This is a genomic window from Mycobacterium sp. (assembly GCF_049280035.1).
Lineage (GTDB): Bacteria > Actinomycetota > Actinomycetes > Mycobacteriales > Mycobacteriaceae > Mycobacterium.
Genome location: NZ_JBAPPI010000729.1, coordinates 1 through 4,280, shown reverse-complemented (window position 1 = coordinate 4,280; position 4,280 = coordinate 1). Strand labels below are relative to the sequence as shown.

At 66.7% G+C, this 4,280-nt stretch carries 5 protein-coding genes; all 5 read left to right on the top strand.

Annotation, left to right across the window (positions count from 1 at the left end):
• Positions 1 to 390, top strand: a 390-nt coding sequence (locus WAN71_RS23560) for an aldehyde dehydrogenase family protein (protein ID WP_422227644.1), incomplete at its 5' end; no start/stop codon positions are given.
• Positions 391 to 461: 71 nt separating this feature from the next.
• A complete protein-coding gene (locus WAN71_RS23555; RefSeq protein WP_422227643.1) occupies positions 462 to 1,634 on the top strand; it encodes a cytochrome P450 in 1,173 nt (390 codons plus the stop codon).
• A 49-nt stretch (positions 1,635 to 1,683) separates the two neighbouring features.
• Complete coding sequence (locus WAN71_RS23550; RefSeq protein ID WP_422227642.1) at positions 1,684 to 1,878, top strand: ferredoxin; 195 nt, start codon at positions 1,684 to 1,686, stop codon at positions 1,876 to 1,878.
• Between the two features lie 75 nt (positions 1,879 to 1,953).
• Positions 1,954 to 3,144, top strand: a complete 1,191-nt coding sequence (locus WAN71_RS23545) for an amidohydrolase family protein (RefSeq protein ID WP_422227641.1) — start codon at positions 1,954 to 1,956, stop codon at positions 3,142 to 3,144.
• Between the two features lie 8 nt (positions 3,145 to 3,152).
• A partial coding sequence (locus tag WAN71_RS23540; RefSeq protein WP_422227640.1) for an N-acyl-D-amino-acid deacylase family protein occupies positions 3,153 to 4,280 on the top strand: 1,128 nt, incomplete at its 3' end.

Below are 4,280 nucleotides of genomic sequence, written 5' to 3'. Positions count from 1 at the left end.
GCCGACGCCGATGCCGGCGGGCATTTCGTACTGCCGACCGTGGTGACGGATCTGGCGGACGATGCGCCGCTGGCCACCGAGGAGCAGTTCGGGCCGGTGCTGCCGATCTTTGGCTACCGGAGTCTCGACGACGCGATCACCGCGGCTAACGCAGGCGACTTCGGTCTCACCGCGTCGATCTGGACCGGCGACGACGCGCTCGCCGACCGCGTCGCGGCTCAGCTGGTTGCCGGCACGGTCAGCGTCAACTGTCACGGCATGGCCGCGCAGGACCCGCGGCTGCCGTTCGGCGGCGTGGGCCAATCGGGCCTGGGCCGTGAACTCGGGGCCGACGGCATCCGGGCGTTCACCCAGCCGCGGGCGTTCGTGCGCCAGCCAGCCCCGCAATAGATTTCGTCGCCGCGCATTGCCCAATTAATCAATCATTGCCTAAATAGCGATGTTGGTGTCAGGCTGACCGCATGGCAGACACCGAAGGGTACGTCGACCAGGCGATGGCGGGTCTCGCTGAGCCGCAGCCGATGTACAAGGCGTTGCGTGAGTCGACCCCGGTATTCCGGTCGCCACAGGCGGTCGTGCTCAGCCGCCTGGCTGATATCGAGATGGCGCTCAAGCGCACCGAATTGTTCTCGTCGAACATGGATGCCGTCGATCTGGGCAACGTGCGGCCGCTGATCCCACTGCAAATCGACCCGCCCGAGCATGCGAAGTACCGCCGCATCCTCGATCCGTTGTTCACCCCGCGGGAGATGGCCCGACGTGAACCGCTCGTCACCGAGCTGGTGAACGAGATGATCGACCGCTTCGCCGATCGCGGCGAATGCGACTTCCATGAAGAGTTCGCGGTGCCCCTGCCGTGCACGGTGTTTCTGCAGTTGCTCGGCCTGCCGTTGGAAGACCTGAACCAATTCCTGGAATGGAAGGACGGTGTGATCCGGCCGGACGGCGCTTCCGGCTACGACAATCGCCACGACGCCACGGCACCCACGGCGCAACAGATTTACGACTACTTCGAGCGCGCGATCGACGACCACATCGCCAGCCCACGCGACGACGTACTGTCCTCGCTGATCGCAGCCAGGGTCGAGGGAGAACCGCTGACGCGCCACGAGATCCTCGACATCTGCTTCCTCTTCCTGATCGCGGGGCTCGACACGGTGACCGACTCACTCGACTGCTTCTTCGTGTACCTGGCCCGGCATCCCGACCACCGTCATCAGCTCATCGAGCAACCCGACGTCGTGCCCAGCGCGATCGAAGAGTTGTTGCGCTGGGAGACACCGGTTCCCGGCGTCGCACGGGTCGCTATGCAAGATGTCGAGGTGGGCGGCTGCCCGATCAGCAAGGGGGAGCGCGTCAGCCCGCTACTGGGCGCCGCGAACACCGACCCCGCCGAGTTCCCCGACCCGGAGCTGGTCGACTTCCGCCGTAACCCCAACCGCCACCGCGCTTTCGGCGGGGGCCCGCACCGCTGTCTCGGTTCACATCTGGCCCGCATGGAGCTGCGGGTGGCGTTGCGCGAATTCCACCGGCGTATCCCCGATTACGAGATCAAGCCCGGCACCGAGCTGACTTACACCGCCGCGCTGAGGTCTGTGGAGTCGCTGCCGCTGACCTTCCCGGTATCCACGTGAGTCGCGCCGGCGACGATGCAGAGCGAAGCGATGAGGAGGAGCGGCGCTCGTGACAAAAGTCTGTGTCGACGCAGATCGCTGCGAGGGGCACGGGCGCTGCTACACATTGGCGCCGGACGTCTTCGATGCCGACGAGGTTGGGCACGCGATCGTGCTCCTCGAGAACGTCTCTGGTGACATCGAGGCGCAGGCTGCGGAGGCCGAGAAGAACTGCCCCGAAGGTGCGATCACGTTGTCGTCCTGACCGCACGATCCAAACTTTGCTTTCATTGTATAAATAGCATTGACAGTCGCCGAAAACCGACAATAGTCATCAGGTATGGCGCTGCTGCCAGATCCTGCTCCCCGCGAGCGCCAGCACGTCCTGATCTCCGTCGACGACCACGTCATCGAGCCACCCGACATGTTCGACGGCCGGCTTCCTGCCGCGCTCGCCGAGCGGGCGCCGCGGATCGTGGAGACCGACGACGGCCGGCAGGTATGGCGCTATGAGGAGGGCGACTATCCCAACATCGGGCTCAACGCGGTGGTCGGGCGGCCGCGCGAGGACTGGAGCATGGAGGCCGCCCGCTTCGACGAGATGCGCCGCGGCTGCTGGGACATCAAGGCCCGGATCGCTGACATGGACCTGGCCGGGATCTGGGCGTCGCTGAATTTCCCGTCGCTGATCGCGGGGTTCGCCGGGACGGTGTTCTGGAAGAGCGACGACCCGGAGCTGGGGCTCGCAGTGTTGCGGGCCTGGAACGACTGGCATCTGAAGGTGTGGGCCGGCAGCTTCCCGGACCGGATCATTCCGCTGCAGCTGCCGTGGCTGGCGGATCCACAGCTGGCTGCCGAGGAGCTGCGCCGTAACGCCGCACGCGGTTTCAAGGCGGTGAGCTTCCCGGAGCTGCCTGCCCAGTGCGGGATTCCCAGCCTGCACAGCGGAGCGTGGGATCCGTTTTTTGCCGCCTGCGAAGAGACGGACACCGTCGTATGCCTGCACACCGGATCCGCCCAGTGGGCGCCGATTCCCGCGCCGGACACCCCGTTCGAGACCATCACCACGCTGTTCCCGGTCAACGGCCTGGTCGCCTGCGCCGACATGCTCTGGTCCGGCATCCCGATCCGCTTCCCGCGACTGAACATCACGCTCGCCGAGGGCGGGCTGGGCTGGGCGGCAATGCTGGCTGATCGAGCGGATTATGTTCTGGCGCATTCTGGTTCGGGCCGGGAGGGCGGATCCTGGAAGGGCGATCTGTTACCCAGCGAAGTGCTGCGGCGCAACTTCTGGTTCTGCTCAATCGACGACCCGTCGGCGTTCGGCGCACTGGACGCGATTGGCGCCCAGCGCATTCTGGTCGAGAGTGACTACCCGCACGCGGACTCGACCTGGCCGGACACCCAAGAGGTCGTGGCACGCAATGTCGCGGGCCTGTCCGCACAGGATGCCGCGCGGATCACCCACCGCAATGCCGCGGAGCTCTTTCGCCATCCGCTGCCGGACGAGGGGTGGCTAACCACAGCGTAGGAGGCCCCATGCTCGACTTGCTCATCCGCGACGCTGAAATCGTTGACGGCACAGGCGCGCCCGCGCGCCACGGCGACGTCGGTATCAGCGACGGGCGGATTGTGGCGGTTGGCGACGTTGATGATATGGCCACGAAAACCATTGATGCTCAAGGACAGGCGCTGGCGCCCGGTTTCGTCGACCTGCACACCCACTACGACGCCCAGCTGTTCTGGGACCCGACCGCCAGCCCGTCGGTGCAGCACGGCGTTACCACGGTCTTCGGTGGCAACTGCGGGTTCACCCTGGCGCCGGTGGCGGCCGACCAACAGGACTACCTCACCCGAATGCTGGCACGGGTCGAGGGCATGCCGCTCGATGCGTTACGCGCCGGGCTGGACTGGCAGTGGGCGTCATTCGGCGACTGGCTGAAACGGTTCGACGGCCGCATCGCCGTCAATGCCGGCTTCCTGGTTGGGCATTCGGCGCTTCGGCTGGCGGCGATGGGGGAGGACGCCGTCGGCGGCCAGGCGACCCCTGCGCAAGTCGATCGGATGGTCTCGCTGCTGCATGAGGCATTAGCCGATGGCGCGCTCGGGTTTTCCACGTCGCAGTCGCAAACCCACAATGACGGCTCCGGCCAGCCGGTGCCGTCACGCAGCGCGTCCCGCGACGAGCTGCTGGCGTTGGCCGGCGGCGTCCGCGACTACCCGGGCACCACGCTCGAGGCGATTATTCCCGGCTGCCTGCAAGGCTTTTCCGACGACGAGGTCGCGCTGTTCACCGATATGTCGGTGGCGGCGGGCCGTCCGCTCAACTGGAATCTGCTTGGCGTCTCGGCGGCGAACCCCGCCGGGCACCAGGGGCAGCTGCACGCCTCCGAGGTCGCCGCCGAACGCGGCGGCCGGGTAGTCGCGCTCACCCTGCCGCACGCGATGAAGATCCGGCTGTCGTTCCTCACCGGCTTCGTGCTCGACGGGCTGCCCGGCTGGCGCGACATCATGCACCTGCCGGTGCCCGAGCGGTTAGCCGCGCTGGCCGACCCGCAAGTTCGTCGCCGGCTCAACGACGGCGCCCAATCGAAGGAGGCCGGCATGCTGCGCGGCCTAGCGAACTGGGAGCGGTTGATCATCGTCGAGACCTTCGCACCGCAGAAC

Bases quoted from the DNA above. Each gene is read 5' to 3' on its own strand.
- WAN71_RS23555 (WP_422227643.1), top strand. From the start codon at position 462: ATGGCAGACACCGAAGGGTACGTCGACCAGGCGATGGCGGGTCTCGCT.
- WAN71_RS23545 (WP_422227641.1), top strand. From the start codon at position 1,954: ATGGCGCTGCTGCCAGATCCTGCTCCCCGCGAGCGCCAGCACGTCCTG.